Source organism: Reichenbachiella versicolor (assembly GCF_003171675.1).
GTDB classification, from domain to species: domain Bacteria; phylum Bacteroidota; class Bacteroidia; order Cytophagales; family Cyclobacteriaceae; genus Reichenbachiella; species Reichenbachiella versicolor.
The window spans coordinates 381,573-401,434 of the sequence record NZ_QFZQ01000002.1 but is presented as its reverse complement, the minus strand read 5'-3'; the positions used below and the strand labels follow the sequence as shown (position 1 = coordinate 401,434).

The window sequence follows — 19,862 nt, the reverse complement described above, 5'->3', positions numbered from 1 at the left end:
ACCCTCATCTGTAACTACTTTTTTTTTACAGTGTAGAACTGACCAAAATAATAAACACTAGAGTTAGGTAACTTGGTTACTTTGACCGTAGTAGTGTGCTTGCCATTATCCAAGAATGGAGCGTAGAATAAATATGAACCATATCTATCTTTTCCTTGCCGCTCAAATGTAAACTCTTTGGCAGGCTTGCCATCAGTAGATACTTCGATAGCCATTCCAGTCCCTTGAGGAAGTGTACTCATAGCTAATGCGTAGCCTTCCCATTCGAAAGTAATCGTTTGACCAGTTTTATCAGTTTTCAATGCTTCTCCTACCACAAACTCAGACCTCCACCTAGCGCTTCTATAGATCTCATCTGTATTAGGGTCCATAGCCGTCCATTTTTTACTCTTCTTTACTTCATTCACGGTATGAATAGTTGCACTTTCAAAGCTAAGACCGTCTATTGCCTTTGGTAATGGATGTTTCAAAGTAGTCTTATTGTCAGACATTTTCGAAAGGCTTCTGACCACTACATCCTTATAGATCTCAGCCCCAGCCTCTAGTGGGTGAGTACCATCCTTGGTGAAAGTGATTTTACCATCTACAGCAGTATTGCTCTGAAAAACTAGCTTGTCTTCATCAAGGAGTTTTACCACTTCTATTCCCATATCTATTGTAGGAATATCGTAGTAGTTAGCCGTCTGTTCCAATACTTTACCTACACTGGTTTGCTTTCCATTTCTAATAGATTCTATCATATTTTTCGAGATGGTATAGACGAAACAGATATCCGTATGAGGGTTTTGACTTCTAATCTGGCGTACCATACCTTCAGGACCTTTGATGCCTTGACCTCCAAGACCGTTGACTCTATATTCGATGAATACTAAGTCTGGTTGGTGAACGAGTAGTTTACTTTCAGTTCTGAAAGCACCGAATGGGGCAGGAGTCCCCGGTACAGCAATATTGTACTTTTCAAACTTTTGATCAGGATACTGTTCTTTAAACCAATTAAAAACTTTACCACTCCATTTGTCATCTTCTCCAGCAGTAATACTTCCTCCTATGAAGCCCACTCGAAGTGTTTCCTGCTGACCGATTTTAGAAAAAAAGTTAGGCAAACCAGATCGTACTCTCAGCTCTTGAGTGGTGCTAGGGTCAGATACATCAGTGGCTAAAGCATATTCTGTGGTTAGTGAGACAAGGGCAGTAACGAGAAGCATTAGTGATTGCTTCAAAAGTCTTACATTCATAATTTCAGTCTAGTCTTGTTTTAATCGTTTTTCACTCAAATGCTAAATGAAAAATCACAACACAATTATAAGGTTGAAAATATGTTTTTTGCTCTTCAAATATTTAAGCAATGACTTAGCAAAGACTAACTTTCTTCTGTTTTACATATAAGCAATTTTATATTTTATGATTTTTAATTCATTGATAATTAATACTTTTAGAAATTAAACATCTTACAATGCATAATTCTATATCTAAACTAATTGTTGTACTGGCATCTTTGATTTTCTTCGCTTTAACCGAAAAAGGTGTAGCCAATCATTTTGAAGTAACGCTTAATATTGATAATTCAATTGATTCCGATGAATCGCTGAATATGAGGCTTCAAAGTGTTAATCGCTCTTCGAATCAAGGCGATTATAACCAAGCGTTTGATCAAGCAATGCAGCTGAAAAGTGAATTGTACCACTCGACAAATCTAGAGGCTAGAATAGATCTGTTATTTAACATCGTCTTTCTCTATTTGATATTTGAGCAAGATGAAAAAGCTAGAGATGAGTTTTATTCGGTGAATGATGTTTTGTTTTCTAATATTCAATCTCACAAGGACAGTACTAAGTTATTGAGGAAGTTTTATCGAATTCAAGGAAGGTTAGAAATGGAGGCAGGGAATAACTATCCTAAGGCTGAAGAGTTTATCCTTAAGGGAATTCGGATCAGTGAAGAACTACCGAAGTCGAATATCAGTCTTTATTATGACCAGTTAAATTTGGCAGAACTGTATATAAAAATGTACCGGTTAGATGAGGCAGAAGTGATATTAAAATCACTTGAATCGAGATTTGACAACTCACCCAAACACATCAATGATCTATTGTTCTATAATAAAGGAATCTTCTATCTCAAGAAGCAGAAAACAGACTCAGCAATACTCTACTTAGAAAAAAGTCTATCTCGTTTAAATGAAAGAGATGTTCATTTTGATATTAAGGTTAAGATTCTCGAGCACCTTGAAAAATTGTACACTGAAAAAGGAAACGTACAGAAGGCTTATCAGTGTCTATCAGAGGCTAAAGCTATGAGTGATCAGGCATTTAATATTAAGAGTCCTAGCAACAATTCCTTTTTGGAAATCCGAGATAGGAATGCTGAAAAAATAAGAATACAGCAAACTGAGTTGCTAAAAAACGAAAAAGATCTTCTCAGGCTAAGGCTGATTCTCTATATAGGTACTCTTGTAGTGCTGATACTAGTGATACTCTTTTATTTTATTAAAAGGTTGAGAAAAACTGAAACAGAAAAAAAGAATCTTGAACAGCGACAGGAGACAGAAAAACAGATGCAGAAGGATAAACTTGAACAAAAAAACAAGGAACTTCTATCTTCAGCTATGCAACTTATCGAACGAGATAGCCTTCAGGAAGAAGTGAAAAAACACCTAGACTCCATGCAGTTCAAAAAAGAGAACGAACCAACAATTCAAAAAATAATTAATTCTCTTAAAATAGACCGGTCAAAAAAGTGGGAAGAATTTGATGTTCACTTCACAGCTTTGAACCACAAGTTCTTTTCGACTTTAAAAGAACAGTTTCCAGAGCTGACTAAGACTGATCTAAAGATTTGTGCTTTCATTAACCTAGGGTTTTCTAGCAAAGACATGGCACAGATAATGGGGCTAGGAGTCGATGGAATCAATACAAGTAGAAGTAGACTTCGTAAGAAGATGGGGTTGAGTCGAGATGTAGTTTTGATTGATTTTCTCAATGAGTTTAGTAAATAACCGCATTCGATCAGCTTAAGTTTCTACTGAACAATCGAAAGAATACTATATATCCTCAGTTTGTCTTGATAGCAATCAAAATATCTTCCTAAGAGAACCTAGATTCTTAAATCTACTCATAATTAGAGTTATGTGTAAATAGGGTCTATTTCATACTTTTTGCTAAGTAATTGTAAATCCGTTTTGTGTAATGGTTAAGTTTTTGATAAGCTGATGTTTAGCAGTTAAGGTGCCTGCTATCAGTAAGTTACATATACCTTTTAAACTGCCTAGACGAGTGTCTAGGTTTATTAACTATTTTAATTAATACAATTATGATTAGGAACTTTATAATCCTGAGGTTGTATCTTATAGCCTCGGCACTATTGATGTCGAGTGTGGTAAGTGCCCAGTCATGGGGATACAACAACCATCGAATTGCCGTAAGTGCAGACGGCAATAACCAACCTGATGTGCTACATAGGTGGAAGACCGCTGATCCAGATGATTGGGGAGGTACCCCAGCTGCATTGGCTATGATCGCAAAGCTCAAGTTACAAGACAAACTTGTTCATTATTCCTACAACAATTTTATCGATTCTCCACCGCATACTACTGCCGTAAATGAGATGAAGATTGGTGTTGATGGAGGTATTAACAGGTGGGGTTTTGATGCAAGTCGTTTTTTCGATGTCAGTGCTAATAATACAGCGGCGATTAATCACCTTGCCACAGAGTTAGGTAAGTCAACTTCGTCTAACCGTCTTTACTTTATTCATATGGGGCCCGCAGAGTTCTTGTATCGAGCTGTAGCGAAAACTATTGCTAACGGTAAGATTTCAGCACTTTCGCATGTGTATTTGGTTTCTCATAGTGGATACAATGAAAATCATCTGAGAAGAGGTGACCCTAATTTTGATCTTACTCCAGTACCAGCAAGCCAAAAGCACCATACATGGGCAGAGGTTCAGGAGTTGAGCGGTAATAGAATCAAGTATACCAAAATCAAGGATCAGAATGGAAGTCACGATCCCAATGTACTTTGGCAATCAGATAAGGATTGGACAGTTTGGCACTGGATGAGAGATCATGCTGACCCTAATGTAGCATGGCTTTATCAAAGAATGAGAGCTAATGCTAAAAACTCAGCTGATATCTCTGATGCAGGCATGTTGTATTGGTTGCTAGTAGGGGATGAGAATGGTAGTCCTTCTAAGTTTGAGACATTTATTGGGAATGGTATTGAAGTAGAAGATAGTGGTGATTGTGGACTTGCGGAAAGCAATGGATTACTCATCATAGAAGGAGAGAGCTTCCCTACTAATGGTGGATGGGAGATAGCTTCAGATCCTGTAGCTGCTGGAGGTCAGTATATCCAATTCATGGGAGCTAATCACTACAATTCTCCAAACCCAGCACATAATACAGAAGTAAAGTTTCAAATTACTACAACGGGTAATTACAATGTGTTCTGGAATATGCGTCAACCAGATCACGCTGAAGGTGATAAATCCAATGATGCTTGGCTGGACTTTCCTGATGCTATTCAGACAGCTAAAGGAAATGTGATCACAGGTTTTCACAAGTTTGTAGGTCGTAGCAAACAAGTATTCGGTTTCAACGGAGCCTTGGACATACATAGTATTGGTAGCGCTTGGTTGAGGGTGAACTTTCCAACACCAGGGGAATATACATTGAGACTATCTGGTAGATCTGAAGAGTTTCAGCTTGATAGAATTGTTATTGCTTTGGGTAGAACTAGAGAGGAAATGGAAGCGGAGGCTAGTGTCACTGCTGAGACAAGAAATTGTGTCCAAATAGATGAAGATATAAGCTTGGCAAATATCCCCTCATCCATATCCAATTCTGATCTTGAAGTACCAGTGACGGTAAGTTATACAGCCGATGGAAGTAGAGATATTAATGTAGCTCTTAAGACTCCAGGTGAGACATTTATTACCAGCAAGAAAGTAACAGTACCTAATGGCAGTGGTCAGGTAACTATTACAGTTCCTTTAGCGCAAGCCTTATCTATAGCCAATAACTACATAGCGGATGTATCAATTCGTCCAGTAGGCACAAGTTGGCAGTCAAATATCAAAACAGTTAGAGGAACTTTTGATGTAAAGGCAGACGCTGTACAGGAAGCTGTTTCAGTTGTGCAGGCACCTACTTCAGTATCGGATAGTCAAACTGATATAGCAGTGACGATCGCTTACACTGCAGATGGAAGTCGCGATCTTAATGTAGGTATTCGTTCTCCGCAAGATGCTTACATAGCTAATAAACAAATAACAGTTCCGTCTGGCACTGGGCAAGTGGCAGTTACTGTTTCATTGGCAAACCCTCTTCCTGCTGCAAGCGGCTACATAGTAGACTTGGCGCTTAGACCAGTTGGAGGTAATTGGCAGACCAACTTAGTTCGAAACAAAGACACCACTTTTGATGTAGGGTCTACCGCTGTTTCAGAGACATTTACTTTGAATGCTATTCAAGATGTTTACCTCCAAGGATCAACTCGTTATAACACTATAGATCTCAGAGTAGAAGATGGTAATAGAGTAAGTTATTTGAAATATAACTTGAGTTCTGTTACTGGACAGATAGCTACTGCCAAATTGACCTTAGGAGTTGGATCTGATGCAGGATCTGGAGTAGTTGAAATATTGAAAGGAAGTAGTAACAGTTGGACTGAAACTAACTTATCTACATCGAATGCTCCAGCATCAGCAGGTGTTTTGGCTTCTAAGAATGCTACGTATTCAGTAGGGCAGTCATATACTTTTGATTTGGATGTATCTCAAATAGCTAATAGCGGTTATTTATCTCTTATTGTCAGACATGGCTCAGGCAACGATATTTCGTTTGCTTCATCAGAAAATGCAAATGCAGCTCTGAGACCAGTACTTACTATCGTGACTAGTGGTAGTTCTGCAAGAACTATAGAAGGTTTAAATGAAAGTATAAGTAATATGAAGTCTGTTTCATTCTTCCCCAATCCTTCAAAAGGCGTATTCAAAGTAGAATGTCCGAAGGGGGCATTGATCACACTAAGAAATATAACAGGAGGACTGCCTATTAGTTTAAAAGCAGATGTTGACAATCCAATATTTGATGTGTCTGGAATAGCGTCTGGTATTTATGTGATTCAGATTAGCTCTGAAATAGGGACTACTACTAGTAGACTAGTGATAGAATAATATTCGATTCAACATCTTCAGGTTTAGTCAGCCTGTTGATTTTGAATATATATTGCACGTTAAAGGCGCATCATCAAGGGTGCGTCTTTTTTGTCTAGGAGTATTCTTTTTAAACTGGTTAGATAGAAATGGAGCTAGTATTGATGTCGAATTGTTATAGTAGTTGGTTTAATAAGGTTCTTATTTCTTTCATGAGTACCGTCTCAGTTAACAAATACTTCTGTTTTAATACAAAAAACTAAGCTGACTCTAGATCAAAAATCAAACTTAAATTCATAAACCAACAAACACTGTGTAATTGACTAAAGGAGATCTTCCAATATGTGAAAACCAAAAATGACCAATATGGTGTAACTTCCGACTAACACCATAATTGGTCAATATAAAATGATAGTTGTTGTGTTATCTATCAATAGTAATCAAAGCTCTACTAGAACCTTGTTCACTTTTAAAATGAGTAATGTACTTTCCTGAATATAGATGATCAACTAAAACCGAGTTGACTCCTTCAGTAAGGTCTTTGGTTTTGACAAGTCTACCATCCATAGAATAAATGCTAAGGCTTCCAGGGTTAGGTACTGATATATTAATACAAGACTTGGCAGGGTTTGGAAATACGCCCTGTAGTATGCCTTGGATACCTAAACCATCTTCTGTTACAGTTACCTTTATCGATTCTGTGAAATCTCCATCGTCGGATTTCACTGTGATAGTTGCCGTTCCATTCGATATACCTTTAATTGTATTACCTTCTACGCTGGCTACTTTAGGGTCTGAAGATCCTAGGGTAATGCTTTGTATAGTAGCATTAGAAGGCTCGAAGGTAGCTGAGATCTCTTTAGTTTCTCCAACCTTTAGGTTAATGTCAGTTACTTCAATTGACATTGAAGTGACTGCTTGATAATCTGTTTCTATACTGAATACATCATCCATACATGTAGTCGTTTCTGTAACGTCCGCGGCTTTGTAACCCACATTGCCAACGTCGGTCTTGTATAGCACAAATCTGTCTATCTGTACATATTCTGATCGGCCACATAGTTTCATAGTATATTCTCCTGCGGCAGGAAAGTTTCCATAAAAGGCAAATGACTTGTGATCTATATCTAGAGATCCATTAAAAGCGAATACTTTTTTACTTCTACCGACTATTTTAGCGTATCCAGCAAGCTTGTCATCATTGGCATACCCATATCCACCATCTATTAGTATCCATACATCGTTAGATTTATCACCTTCTACCTCTTCTCCATGTAGTTCATCAGGTTGTCTCATGAACCACTTGACTTGATATTTACCGGGGTTATTTATTTTGAATGTATATGAAATCTCATTAGCAAGGTTTTGCGTTTTGTAGCTATTTGGTCCTGTGTAAGTCAGATATTTACCCCCAGAAGCATAGTTATCTCCTTCGACCACTTCCCATTTGCCTTTAAGGTTGAAACGTTCTGCTTCAAATACAAGCAGTCCATCTTTTTCTATTAATTCACATGATTCGGAGCAACTCTCACAAGCTTCTTCGGCTAGTACGATTACGTCTACTGTGGTTTTTGCATCATTGATACCACCAGTAAGGGTAATGGTTGCCTTTCCAGGTGATACCCCAATAACTCGTCCTGTTGGAGAAATATATGCTATGCTACTGTTACTAGTAGTCCATGAATAAAAGCCATCCCAGGGATCTACAGGTGTCGTTGTATAGTTAAGCTGATATCTTCTTTTTGGGAAAATAGTTACATCTTTTTCTGTGATATCGATTGATTCAATAATTTCATCACCTTCTAATAAGATTCCATAGTCTATATAGTTTTTTACAGCATTTGGACTCCCTGTTTCATTTCCTTTTAGTAAGTAAAAAACCATACCAGCATCAGAAACATTGACATTAACTGGGTCTCCACCTTGTTCCTGTATTCTTTTATAAAGCCATTTCAGGTTTTCATCTCTATGATCTCTTAGAAAGGACCATTGGAAGATCTTATCTTTTTGACAAAAGCCTTTGTATCCAATATTGCACTGTCTTTGATCAGCGATTTGTGTATGTGTTATTCTATCACCACTAAGCGTAATTGCCTCAGCAAGTGTATGATGAGTAGTTCTTCTTTTTAAAGATTCTACGGAAGCAAGGTGAGAAATGACCTTGACATGGGATAGAGCTTCGACAGATCCGTCATCAATCACTGCTTGCACAGCTAGGTAAAACAATTCTGGAGGTCCCATTAAGATGAAATATAATGGATCTGCTGAAGTTGATTTTTTCATCTCTTCTTTCAGGCTTAGCACAGCATCTGCTTGTTCAGCGGATACGTCAAAGAATACATCTGTATCAAATTGGAATCTCGTAGCCCCTTCCTCACAATTGACCTTCATATAATTAGTCTCTGAAGTATGTGCTGGTGCATCTATGAAGTTGTTATAGGAGAAATGAACAAGTTTATCTTGTAACTTCTCTTTAGCGATAAGCGCGAGAGATAGAGGAGCCGCAGCCCAGTCTTCTGTAGTAGCATTAGGGTACCCCACATCAGGTTGATTGTTACCATCAGCACTGATTGCAATTCTATGTTTGTTGTAACCAGCGCCACCTGCTATCAGATTACTCTGTGAACACGTCGTGATCACGGCTAATAGCATAATTAGTCTTAGTCTATTCATAGTCTTTAGTCGAAATAATAGTTAATAATTCTGCCCATTCATAAAAGCATCATACTAAGCTATATTTCTACTCAATTGACACCAATTAAAAGGGCTTTCATAAACTTAACAGTTAGCTGTTAATTACTTACAATTACTTAACAGTGACTATCCTGACAGCTCGTATACAACGTTTATTGTAGATTTTGTAAAAAGTTCAGTATTACAGATGGTAGCATTCATTTAGTGTATTGTATTACTGAAAACACTATTGCATATACGTTTTTTAATACAGGTGTTAATTAATTGATGAACCTTTCAACTATGCTTAATTGTATTACTTTCTTAAAATGATGGACCGTTTCATAGAGTATGATGGATTCACTATTTGAACCATATAAACTCCGTCGGGAAGGGTGGATATATTGACAGATCTAGTGTAAGTGGTTGATATTCTTATTTTTCCTGATAAATCAATAATTTTTACTTCAGGCTTTTTTGCAATTAATTCTTCTGCAATGTCAATATTGATTATACCTGAAGAGGGGGATGGGTATACAGTAAATTGTGTTTTTGCATTAGAGAGTAATGAAAGAGCTACAGGTAGCTGAGTTACTTCATATATTTCTGATTCTACATCGCATTCCCCGTTGTTAACTATAGCTTTATATTTTCCAATTTTATCTATCGTAATAGAGTAAGTGGATGGTATATCAATCAATATATCATTCAAAAACCATTTTACGTTTAATCCTTCAGTTTCTATAATTGATAGTTGGTTATTGTTATAGATAATTTGGGGTTGTTTAGGAACCGGTATTACTTTGTAGTTGTCAAGATAAAGTGCATTTCCCCGCCCATTGGTAGTTTTAAATGCAAACTCCAAAGTTTCATAGTCTTGAGTTTTGTCGCTTATTTCAATTATGACGTTCTTCCATTCATCTGACTTTGGAACAAAAAGAGTGTTTTTAACAGAGGATTTAGTGGTTTGTAATTCTCCACCTTCTTTCTCCCATAAAGTTGACCATTCTCCACAAGGCTCTCTAAATACAACAGCAAGTTTATCAAAAAATTCTTCGTCATGTGGGGTATAAGCGTAGTCAAACGATAAATAACATGTCTTAGACTCTAGCTGATTTAGCCTTCCTAAAATCAAATAATCTTCTTGACCTTTTGCATCTTCATAGTCATAAAAATTCATCATCACTGACTGGAGTCCGTCAGTAGATAGAGATGGTACTTTCTCAAAAGTCTTGATATGATCTGGGTTGATTATTTCTTCCTTTATCGTTTCTTCCTCAAAAGAACCTTCGATAATGGCAGTTTCTGATACTATTGGAGTTTCAACTGTTATATACTCTTGATATGTTTTAGTGTTAGTTAAACCGTTTTTATTGGTTATTGTTAAAGATACATCAAATGAACCTGGTTGAGTATATGCGACTTCAGGATTCTTTTCTGTTGATTTTGAAGGAGTACCTCCTTCAAAAGACCACTCATAACTTTCTGCATTTATCGACTTGTTTTCAAAAGCTACTTTGGCTTCTGGGCAAATGATTTTACGCTCTGCTGAAAACTGTGCCAGATAGTCGTTTTGGCTAATATATGTTTTGTAGGTGTTGTAGGCACCTATCATTTGCTCAATTTGTTGTGAAGAAAATGAATTCCTGCATGAATTTGGTGCGTATGACATCAGGTTACTGATGCTAGGGGAGTATGGTTGGTTATTAGTATCTTTTGCTGTACCTATATACTCGCAAGCTTCATTTACGTTATTGCTCAGTCCTGGATCAGCGGGGGTGTCACAGATTAAATCTCCAGCTGTAGAACAGTTGCTACCATCTACTAACTCTTTACCATCTACGGTAGTGTGTGTATGAAGTAGGGAAAAGTAATGTCCTACCTCATGAGCTAAGAGCTCATTTAAATCACAATTACTATTCAAGTATATTTTATCTATTCCAGATTCAGGGAAGTATGCCCTGCCACACCAGCCTAGAAGGTAAGTGTATCCTTCTTTCGGGAACGGGAATGTGTAAATGTTCAATGCCCCATCTATAGAATAAAAACGATCGACTTCGTTATTATCCTCAGATCCTTCTTTAATGTCGAATTCAGCTAGTCTATTTGACATTATATGGTGTATTTCATCAATTATGAAAAAAGACATCTTAGCCGGTGCAAAGACATTGTTTAAATATTCTATGGCGCTATCAATGTTCTCTTGAGGGATTTTACCATAGCCGTCTGACAAATAAAAATTGTAGAATGCAATGGCCACTTTGATTGGAGGATCAATAGTCACTACTGATCTATGGGAAGAGTTAATTCGGTTAAATCGAGTATGTTTATTAATAGTATTTGGTGTATAACACCATTTGTTTTGAGCATGTGAATAGAAACATCCAAAAACAACAATGGCCAATGTGGTTAGTACATTCTTCATTAGGAATTTGATAAAATCTTTTTGGTTAAGTTGTTTTGTTCGGATCATGTAGGTAGAATCTAATGTTCAAGAATTAGATGTCGAAAACAATTATCAAGCGAAATTAGGTCTTAATATCTAACGAATTATGTTGGTGTTTGAAATTTAATCTTCGAATTAATGGAGTGTATTGTTGTTAACTAAAAGTTCTCACAAGTGATGGAGTCAGTTTCTCATGATTCACGATCAACAATGAATTTTGAAAATTCAAGTAGTATGTTTGAGTTCTTTTTGAATGAATTGAGATATTGATTGAAATAGAACTCATTTTTGGTTTTAAGATTGGTATTAATATTTTTAAAAAAGTCATTATTAAATGTTTTTTATGAAATATATAATTACTATTTTAATAAAATAACAGTGCTAAATTAACATTAAGATACAGTCAATATGAGAGTAAAATGGATTGAACATAAAGGGAAAAAGATATTGTACTGTGATTACTCTGGACTTAGAAAATCAGAACAAATGCTTGAAGTTTTGCATGAAGTGCAATCAGAAATGTTGAAAAGTAATGAGCCAGTATGCACGATAAGTTTTGTTGAAGGGTCTTTTGGGTCAGCAGAGTTTATGAGTCAAGCAAAAGAGTTTTCAAAAAAAAATAGCCATATAATAGCGAAAGAAGCAGTATTAGGAATAGAAGGTTTAAAGAAGATACTGTTGAATGGGTATGTTACTTTCACCGGAGCAAAAAGCAGATTAAAAACCTTTGATAGTGAAGAAGAAGCCTTAGATTGGTTAGCTGAATCCTAAGCTGTTAAAATATGATATAATTATGATTTTTAAGCAAGAGTTGGGATAGGAGAGGGAAAATTATCACTATTGATAGGAGGCATGTTTTAAGAATAAACTTTCTTTGCAAGCTTATTTACATTATTCATTACAATGATTGATAATAATACCTTTATCCCTTTTCATCATTACACATTGACCTATATACAAAAGTTTGCGGATGATAATGGGGTTGAACTTAAACGCTCAGGTGTAGAGAAAGTTGGACAGCAATTTTTGTCTATAATTGATGACGAAAAGGGAGTCAATTTTTCGTTTACTTCCGTAGATAGTCATGAGGATGGTGTAATATATTTATGTGTTTATAATAATCTGCCTCATACTTCCCACGAGTATCAAGTTATTCTGACAGAGCAAGATGACTATCTAGTTCATGTTCATCATCAATATGATCATTACAATAAAGACAAGAAATTTGTAGGTAATCTTCCTTATCATCTGTATCAAATAGCTAAGGTTAAGCTAAATAATGAAAAGGTAATTACCGCACATAGTGCATTGGATGCATTATTAAGGTATTAATTATATACCTAAGGATTTTCATCAATTCTAGATTTCTATTTATTCAAAAAAGATAAAAATGTAAGACCTATCTAGTATTGGTAGATCTTACATTTTTTTATAGTCGGATTATAATAGGCTCAATATAAAGTCAAACTCATACTTTTCTACTGGCAGCAAGTATTCTTTGAATGGGGGAGGTCCGCAGCTTGCATTTCCTAGTCCCTGCATTTTAGAATCTATACAGAGTATGGTTTCTTTTCTACTTTTTAAGTACTCTGGACGTATGGCTCTATCTAAATCTTTGGCATCATAGTGTAGGGCAGAAAAGATAAATGGTTTGCTAGACTCAATTCTAATCGAAGGTTTTTTGTTTCCTTTGAATGCTACTTCGGTATGACGTACTTCTGACCTCGCACCGTTTTCTTGTGGTATTAAGTACGATACAAACATATCTGTAGCTGTAGATTGATAGTTTCCTATGAATGCAGATTCGTTCCTATCTGGGTAATTTTCATGTGGGCCACGACCATACCATTTGACATTTTCCAAACTACCTACAAGACCTATTTTAAGTCCAACTCTAGGGAGTGTTGTTAAGTCTTCAAACCCTGTTGGAGTCACTGAGTTTTCTAATTTCATTGTACCAGTTCCATCAATGTTATATACACATTCATGTAAGAAACTTCCTGAGTCTGACTCATATTCGATGACTGATTTGATTTGTATCAAAGAAAAAGATGTTTGCTCAGCATTGATTGAAACAACCTGTGGTTTTAGCTGATCTAGAGAAGCAGCTTTCCACGGTTTACTATAGAATTTTTTATCATTTTCTATAGGCGATCGATATACATTTAGTGTAGGTCCAGTAATATTTCCAGATTGTGCGATTAACTCTTTGTTCTTACTAGTGATTGATGCGATACCACCTTTAGATTTACTAAAGACTATTTGGAATGTTTTTCCTGATACGATGATTTTATCCGTGGATTCGGTAAGCGAAACTTTACCTGATGCATTATATACTATTGGTTTCCACTCTTGCAGTATGACCTGTTCACTAGCTACCTCGTGGCCTGCGTTTGCCCAGATAGTTGATTCTTTTAACCTATAGCTTAAGTTGATTGTATATTCTGAACCCGTATCGAATTTTGGTAGAGCAATTTTGAATTCAGTTGTTTTATTAGGGTTCAAGTTAATGTCATCAATGTATCCAGAATTCAACTTTTCTCCATTTTTCATCAATGTCCAGCTTCCTTTGAAGTTGTTGAGATTGGTGAAGTGATATTTATTTTTAATTTCAAAAACTCCGTTTTGCTTGTATTTGATATTAATAAACTGCTGAGCCTTTTTTACTTCTAGAAGGGATGGTTTTGCACTTCTGTTGGCAAAAATTACTCCTTTAGTACATCCAGGATTAGGTCGTTCGATTTTGGTAAAGTCTGAATCTATCTTGACACCTTCTACTGGATGATAATCAAGCTTATGACTTTGTCGAATAGTACCATCAGGCATTTCTTCATTGTAGGTTTGGTTGACCCAGTCCCAAATATAACCACCTAAGAATGATGGGTTTTGCTCTACTACTTTCCAATAATCTGCAAAATTACCAAGTGAATTGCCTTGAGCATGAGCATATTCGATCATGATATAAGGCTTGTTGTATTTCGGATCTGCCCAGAAATCCAATAGTTTCCAGTGTTTTTGTTTTGGGTCATTTTCAATAAATGGGTACATCGAACTATTCATATCGAAATAGTTCTTCTCAGCCCAACAATCAGTTTCACGGCCATCATATGAAATAGGTCTTGATGGATCAAATCTTCTGATATAGTCACTCATTAGAGCAAAGTTTTGTCCCCATCCAGATTCATTTCCAAGAGACCAAAAGATGATTGACGGGTGATTTTTTGCTCGTTCAACCATGGCCACACCTCTGTCTAATGCAGGTGCTAGCCATCCAATATCACTTCCTGGAAGTACGTTTCCCCTAATGATAAAGTCAGGAGATTCAAGAGCTTCATCCATCACGTATAAACCATATTTATCACATAATGTGTACCATCTAGGGTCATTTGGATGGTGACTTGATCGAACAGCATTGATGTTGTGACGCTTCATGAGAAGTATGTCTTCAATCATAGATTCCTCGGTGAGAGTTTTTCCAGTTTCTGGATCTGATTCACCTCGATTAACACCTTTTATTAAAATTGGTTTGCCATTAATACAGACTTGTAAATTTTTCATTTCAACCTCTCGGAATCCAAATGGCGTCTGAGTTACCTCGACAATTTGACCATCAGGATCGACAAGAGTCATTACTATGGTGTATAAATAAGGAGATTCAGCTGACCATAGTTTTGGTGACTTTATGGTTTTAGAACTTATCAATACACTTTCAGTACCGGGATTCCCCATTCTCCATCCTACATTTGGACTACTAAAACCTGCGTCCGATATCAAAGTACCTTCAGCATCGTAAAGGTCAATTTTGACTTTATATTTTTGGATGATTTCTTCTGTATGATTGTATACTTTGATTTTAGCATTCAGAGTGGCATCTTTATATTCATCATCTAAATCTGAAGTGAAATAGAAATCTCGAATTTGAACATTTGGTCGACTTTGTAAGTAAACCTGCCTGAATATACCACTAAAGGTCCAAGTATCACCTGATTCTAAATAACTGCCATCTGAAAATCTATATACCTGTACTGCCAAAGTGTTTTGACCTTCTTGGAGATAATCGGTGATATTGAACATAGAACTTGTCATTGCGTCTTCATCATAACCAACTAATTCACCATTTACCCATACATAAAAGGCACTCGACACTCCTTCGAAGTGAAGAATAGTTTGTCTATCAGCCCAATTGGCAGGTAATTCGAACTTGGTTCTATAACTACCAACTGCATTTTCTTCTTCTGGTACTTCTGGCACTTTAATACTACCAGATTTGACTAAACTTCCTATAGTACGATGGGATGGGTTACCATAGCCTAAGCGCTCCCAGCATGAGGGTACTGGGATGTCTTTCCACTTTTTGTCATCAAAATCAGGTTGATGAAAGTCTTTAGGTTTTTGATTAGGGGTGCTTGCCCAGTAAAACTTCCAGTTTCCTCCTAAGTTTTGGTAGAAAGGTGAATCTTCTTCATTTCCCCCGAGAGCAGTTTCTTTGTCTGCAAATGTGAAATGTGTACTTGCATGAGGTTCTGTTCCGACTGTATAAACTTGTTTGTCTTTCCAGAACTCTTGGGCCAATACTTTTTGTCCAAATAGAACAAAGAGCAACGGCAATATTACACTTGAAAAAATCTTTCTATTCATATTTTTGTTGTTGAATTTTGAAATAATTTCTTTCATTTGACATCAATAACAATTCTTCGATAATCAAATAGATTGACTATTTCATTGTCGTCTTTGATTTCTAATATCAGATGAATTTGTTTGCCAATAGCATCCTCAGGGATTTCCAAAGAGCATTTGGGTTTGTTATTATTATCTATGATCAATTTTTTAGTGTAATTACCAGCTTCTTGATAAATCCACCATTTGAATTGAATATTGTCGTTGTCAGGATCCGAAGATAAGGAGGCATCAAAGTTCAATATTTTATTCGCTTTTGTTTTTATTCGCAAGGTTGTATTTGACTTATCTTCACCTACAGCAGCAATAGGATGATGATTGGCATCATTGTAGTCTTTAACACACCAATCCATGCGGGCTATTTGATCATTATACATAGCCTCTCTCCATCTCCAAATAGGAACGTAATTACTGAGATAAGTAGAATCGTCTAAAGGATCAGTCCATGTATCGGATGCTTCTCCATAGCAATAAAAAGGTGCTACTTTTTCTTCATCAATTTTAATGTCTTTATGCTTTGACCAGTAATTCTTTATCTTCTTAGCGGTAAACCTACCACTCCATCCTCCCCAAGAAGGTTGATCAATATCAAAGAGTCCTTTATTGATCAAACCCATCCATGGAATCGTCCCACCACCTTCCATATAGCCAATGACACCATCTCCCCAAGCATGAAATCTCCTTTCTGGGTATAGATCTCCTAAGGGTCCATGATTCACCATTATATGTTTTTTTTGCCAATCAAGTTGACCTTTAGTACTGTATTCATAAGGGTGCCAATAATACGGGCCAAGTTTTCTAGAATTATTTCCCCACCCTGGCCCGCCATATGAATAGGTTTGAAAGTTACTTCTGATCCAATGAATATCAGGAAATTCGCTACATATCCAAGAACCAGCGTTGTCTTGAGAACCATTTTCAAATACTCTTAGTTTTGAAATAAAAACGCTTAATTCATCGCTCGAGTGTGTGTCTCTATAATCAAATAAGGCTTGGGCTAAGGTGTTTGAGCCGGCGTTAATAACTATCCAAATAGGCCGTGTATCGTTTTTTTTAGCTGCCTGTATTATCAATTCTGACCCTTTACTAGACTTACCTTTACCAACATCTGCAATTCCATATTCTCTTTGCCCACTAGTAATTTTTCCTCTTAAACTTTCTGGGTTTGGATAGGAGGAGGAATGCTCTAAAAGGTTTTTATAAACCTTTGCATAAGCGTCTACAATTTCATGAAAAAGTTCAGGGTGCGTGACTTTATTATAATCCCCTAAATGAGTATTTGGATGCAAGTACTTTCCTGTTACAGCAATAAGGCCTTCAATGTCAAACTCGTTTGAACAAGTAATCATATGAATCATTTGCTGCATTTCATCTGGTTCATTTCCCATATCAGCCATGATGATCAACCTATGTTTGTCATCCAAGTGTCGTCCAATCAAGCAGTAACTCGACAAGATGAGTAAAATCAATAATACTCGATACATGATTCTTACCTTATATTATGAATCCAAAACTCCTTGATCTCCTTATAGTTTTTTCGTTCCTTTTTGAGTGTTTCTAAATACACTCGGTGATCTAGTTTATCATTGAAAGCATATAAAATTTGTTTCTTGTTGTATCGTTCTTTTAATTCCGTAATTCTTTGCCAGTATTGAATAGATGAATCTAAGTGTTTTTCGATCTCTGCTTCTTGAAGATATTCACCTAATAAAAGGTGCTCTCCTAAAAGGGTCGTAGCGTTGATTCGTTCTGCAAAAAACAACTGCAAATTGGCTAAAATCTCTATATCTGTCAGTTCTACTTCTAAAACAGGATCAACATCATATTTCCTGTAGATTTCTAGATCTGATAATAGTTTATCTCCATTTTTATTAAGAATATCTACCAGCTCAATGGGAGTTATTATTTCGTCTTTTATTGAATCTTTATTTACGATAAAGTCTGAGATATTTACATATTGAGTAGTGTCCAAAACAGGTCTATTGCCTAATGCTGCCATCGTGACGATATCAACCTTATTTTTGACAGTGACGTTAGGACCTCTCATGATCGAAGAAAATGCTTCAGAATATAGTGCCGCATCCCATGATCCTCTATAAAATGACGAAAAGTGATGATAGTAACTACTTGCGACTTTCCATGTTTCTAGTAGTTTACCCCCAAAATCTATGTCGAACTTTTTATTGAGTTGTTGAGCGAATAGTTCATCATTTGTTTCTATGTCGTATAGCATCCTCCCCCAGATGGAGTACCAAAGCCACTGTCTTTCATAGGCGTAATCAAAATATTTGCTTCCAGTTTCATTTGAAATGTAATCTTTAGCTGGGATATAGCATTCTGAACCTATGATGCAGCCAGACATATACGATTGAGAGAGGTTGTTTTTTGCGAATCTTCGTACAAATTCAGGTTCTGCCCACCTGTGAATGAAGAAGTCTTCATTTCTTACAGTCCATAGTATCGAATAGTTATCAGGAGCCGGGTTCCAATATGTATTGGTCAGAACTCCACCATGGACTATGACCAGCTTATCTGAAGAATGCCCATGCGACCAGTTATATTTGAAACTGATAACTGTCTCGAGTGGAGTTTGTAAGGTGTCTAATAATTCTCTGGTAAGAACTTCGGTTCTTTTATCAGTATCACCGACGCTTGATGTGCTTGCTGACAACGGAGCACGGTACAGTAGCTTAGCTTTTCTGTCGGCCATATTCATGCCTTTAATAATAGTTCTATTGACCCAGTCTCTTCGTTCTTCAGAAGTCATACCACCCATTCCTTCGCCCAGAGTAATGCCTATTCCTGTTAAGTTAGGGTACTCATTAATCACTTGTTTTACAGACTCCCGAGTATAATCTTCTACCAGTGGAGAGGTAAAACCTTCTCCCCAATGTTTACCAGACATTTTGTATTCATCTTCAAGTCCTCTACTTTTTACGAATGCTTCAGGTAAGAAAATATTCCAATTCACGATATAGGTCTGAATGGCTCTTTCTTTGGCCATAGCAAAGAGTGTTTTCCAAAACTCTTTTCTTTTGGAAAGCTCTTCATCTGTAAGTGAACTTGCATCAGGGTACTTGTCAGGCTTAATCATGTCTGTAAATGGGTGGAGATTCCATAGAGATAATACATTGAGTCTATTCACTGCCATCATGTCTAGGAAAGATTTCCAGTACAGGGTGTCTCGGCAAGTTTGTTCATGAACTGAAACAACTTTTCTATCTCTGTAAGGCTCCCAGGGGAGGTTGAATTTTATGAAGCGGTTTTTGAAGGATGGGTTGACAAATTTGGATTTGATTTCATCTAGACTCTTTCCAAAGGATAGTTCTTCAGCGATATCGAAAATACCGTACATTGCTCCAGTAGGATCTTTACCGATTATTACTTTCTTACCATTTTTTGATTCCTGAATAGAGAAACCTTCTGCTTTAAGATTAGGCAAATTATTATTCTTGTCGATTTCAATAATGATGTCAGCTTTATCTACCGAGTTGGTTACGACTATTCGATTAGTGTCGAATAATGAAGAGATATTACTAAGCGCATAATTAGTTTGAGGTGAGGAGATACTAGTATATATGGCTATCTCATTTTGCTTCAATGAACAGGAATTCAGTGAAAGTAGAGTGACGATAATGTAGATAAGTTTTTTCATTTCAATAAGACTTTTCCTTTAATAATTATATGAGCATTTACATACTTGGATCTACCCAGTGTAGACACCTTGAGCCAATACCGTCATGGGTATAACTGCAATTGATAAAACGCTAGTTATTATTTTTTTCTTTATACTCATTTCTTTTATTGAGGAAGGCTTTACTGCTATAATTTTTTCAACTTGAAATTCAATTTCACTCCAAGAGAATGAACTGATCAAAGAAAGGGAATTAGAGATTTTTTATTTACCGGTAAG

10 protein-coding genes are annotated in these 19,862 nt (G+C 36.5%); 4 read left to right on the top strand and 6 right to left on the bottom strand.

Annotation, left to right across the window (positions count from 1 at the left end):
• Positions 1 to 14: 14 nt before the first annotated feature.
• Positions 15 to 1,235, bottom strand: coding sequence for an SGNH/GDSL hydrolase family protein (locus DKG80_RS06625; RefSeq protein WP_109830533.1), 1,221 nt, complete (start codon positions 1,233 to 1,235; stop codon positions 15 to 17).
• 218 nt (positions 1,236 to 1,453) lie between these two features.
• Here DKG80_RS06625 and DKG80_RS06620 point away from each other — a divergent pair, with 218 nt between their 5' ends.
• Both DKG80_RS06620 and DKG80_RS06615 read left to right on the top strand, forming a co-directional pair.
• On the top strand, positions 1,454 to 2,995 hold the full coding sequence (locus DKG80_RS06620) for a tetratricopeptide repeat protein (RefSeq protein WP_109830532.1): 1,542 nt from the start codon (positions 1,454 to 1,456) through the stop codon (positions 2,993 to 2,995).
• A gap of 314 nt (positions 2,996 to 3,309) precedes the next feature.
• Entirely contained in the window at positions 3,310 to 6,174 is a 2,865-nt protein-coding gene (locus tag DKG80_RS06615) for a CBM96 family carbohydrate-binding protein (protein WP_109830531.1), read from the top strand.
• 402 nt (positions 6,175 to 6,576) lie between these two features.
• Here DKG80_RS06615 and DKG80_RS06610 read toward each other — a convergent pair whose 3' ends face one another.
• A complete protein-coding gene (locus DKG80_RS06610) occupies positions 6,577 to 8,826 on the bottom strand; it encodes an Ig-like domain-containing protein (RefSeq protein ID WP_109830530.1) in 2,250 nt (749 codons plus the stop codon).
• 316 nt (positions 8,827 to 9,142) lie between these two features.
• Entirely contained in the window at positions 9,143 to 11,299 is a 2,157-nt protein-coding gene (locus DKG80_RS06605; protein ID WP_109830529.1) for a T9SS type A sorting domain-containing protein, read from the bottom strand.
• Positions 11,300 to 11,680: 381 nt separating this feature from the next.
• On the opposite strand from DKG80_RS06605, the gene DKG80_RS06600 reads away from it, so the two are divergent.
• Entirely contained in the window at positions 11,681 to 12,043 is a 363-nt protein-coding gene (locus tag DKG80_RS06600) for a hypothetical protein (RefSeq protein WP_109830528.1), read from the top strand.
• Between the two features lie 174 nt (positions 12,044 to 12,217).
• On the top strand, positions 12,218 to 12,604 hold the full coding sequence (locus DKG80_RS06595) for a hypothetical protein (protein WP_162555722.1): 387 nt from the start codon (positions 12,218 to 12,220) through the stop codon (positions 12,602 to 12,604).
• A gap of 108 nt (positions 12,605 to 12,712) precedes the next feature.
• Here the strand turns inward: DKG80_RS06595 and DKG80_RS06590 are convergent, their stop codons facing one another.
• The 3 genes from DKG80_RS06590 to DKG80_RS06580 are packed head-to-tail and all read right to left on the bottom strand — an operon-like array spanning position 12,713 to position 19,604.
• Positions 12,713 to 15,910, bottom strand: coding sequence for a glycoside hydrolase family 2 TIM barrel-domain containing protein (locus DKG80_RS06590; protein ID WP_162555721.1), 3,198 nt, complete (start codon positions 15,908 to 15,910; stop codon positions 12,713 to 12,715).
• A gap of 32 nt (positions 15,911 to 15,942) precedes the next feature.
• Entirely contained in the window at positions 15,943 to 17,433 is a 1,491-nt protein-coding gene (locus DKG80_RS06585) for a nucleoside hydrolase-like domain-containing protein (RefSeq protein WP_109830525.1), read from the bottom strand.
• Between the two features lie 5 nt (positions 17,434 to 17,438).
• The gene (locus tag DKG80_RS06580) at positions 17,439 to 19,604 is read right to left on the bottom strand and encodes a beta-N-acetylhexosaminidase family protein (RefSeq protein WP_109830524.1); all 2,166 of its coding nucleotides are present in this window, start codon (positions 19,602 to 19,604) and stop codon (positions 17,439 to 17,441) included.
• Positions 19,605 to 19,862 lie beyond the last annotated feature (258 nt).

What these genes read in the sequence shown, in the direction of transcription:
- DKG80_RS06580 (WP_109830524.1), bottom strand. Translation starts at nt 19,604, where the DNA reads ATGAAAAAACTTATCTACATTATCGTCACTCTACTTTCACTGAATTCC.
- DKG80_RS06585 (WP_109830525.1), bottom strand. Translation starts at nt 17,433, where the DNA reads ATGTATCGAGTATTATTGATTTTACTCATCTTGTCGAGTTACTGCTTG.
- DKG80_RS06625 (WP_109830533.1), bottom strand. Translation starts at nt 1,235, where the DNA reads ATGAATGTAAGACTTTTGAAGCAATCACTAATGCTTCTCGTTACTGCC.
- DKG80_RS06610 (WP_109830530.1), bottom strand. Translation starts at nt 8,826, where the DNA reads ATGAATAGACTAAGACTAATTATGCTATTAGCCGTGATCACGACGTGT.
- DKG80_RS06590 (WP_162555721.1), bottom strand. Translation starts at nt 15,910, where the DNA reads ATGAATAGAAAGATTTTTTCAAGTGTAATATTGCCGTTGCTCTTTGTT.
- DKG80_RS06600 (WP_109830528.1), top strand. Translation starts at nt 11,681, where the DNA reads ATGAGAGTAAAATGGATTGAACATAAAGGGAAAAAGATATTGTACTGT.
- DKG80_RS06620 (WP_109830532.1), top strand. Translation starts at nt 1,454, where the DNA reads ATGCATAATTCTATATCTAAACTAATTGTTGTACTGGCATCTTTGATT.
- DKG80_RS06605 (WP_109830529.1), bottom strand. Translation starts at nt 11,299, where the DNA reads ATGATCCGAACAAAACAACTTAACCAAAAAGATTTTATCAAATTCCTA.
- DKG80_RS06615 (WP_109830531.1), top strand. Translation starts at nt 3,310, where the DNA reads ATGATTAGGAACTTTATAATCCTGAGGTTGTATCTTATAGCCTCGGCA.